The organism is Clostridium sp. AM27-31LB (genome assembly GCF_003480745.1).
GTDB classification, from domain to species: Bacteria; Bacillota; Clostridia; order Lachnospirales; family Lachnospiraceae; genus Butyribacter; species Butyribacter intestini.
The window spans coordinates 1-731 of the sequence record NZ_QUJS01000029.1 but is presented as its reverse complement, the minus strand read 5'-3'; the positions used below and the strand labels follow the sequence as shown (position 1 = coordinate 731).

1 rRNA gene is annotated in these 731 nt (G+C 37.2%); it reads right to left on the bottom strand.

Features of this window, described 5'->3' with window-relative positions:
- Window positions 1–411: 411 nt before the first annotated feature.
- Window positions 412–529, bottom strand: a 5S ribosomal RNA gene (gene rrf, locus DW721_RS15855).
- Window positions 530–731: the final 202 nt, after the last annotated feature.

Here is a 731-nt window from a genome sequence, read left to right as displayed (position 1 = left end):
CACTCATTTTCACAGTCTGAACGATTCTGATTCTCATATGGCTGATATAGCGTTATCACCATATTTGTTAGTTTGCTTTCTAAAGCAATTATAATTGCTTTTGCATTTGTTAAATTCTAAAAGCAAATATGCTTTTGAATCAACCGTTATATTTAATATAACGCGCTTGGATGTCTGAACAGATTAAAATCAAAGATTTTAATCATTAGAAATTGCTTCGCAATTTCACCTGACTATATCTATATATCTTGATTTCTTTCTATTACTCTAATCAATATACAGTTTTCAAGGTACAAACTTTCCGGCCATCCCGGAAGTTTTTGACTGTTGAACAGTCATCTATAACAAGAAACTTTTATCTGAAACCTTAGTTTCTTGCCACAAATCGCTGTTCAGCGTTATTTTCATTTTAATTGGCGGCCACCTACTCTCCCATGCCGTCTCCAGCATAGTACCATCGGCCGCTTAGGTCTTAACCATCGTGTTCGGGATGGGAACGGGTGTTTCCCCTAAGCGCATCGCCACCAAAGATTTTTGTGTTACTAAGTAAGTGCACTTGATATAAAAATCGTGTGATGAACTTGTTCATCTAAACAGATTTTTTATCAAGTATTTGCGACGCAGTCGCGACCGAGAAAGCTTTGCTTTCGAGGTGCTTACGTCTACACCTTAATAACTTAACAGTAAAACAACTCTTACTCATTTCTCTTAGAAAGGAGGTGATCCAGCCG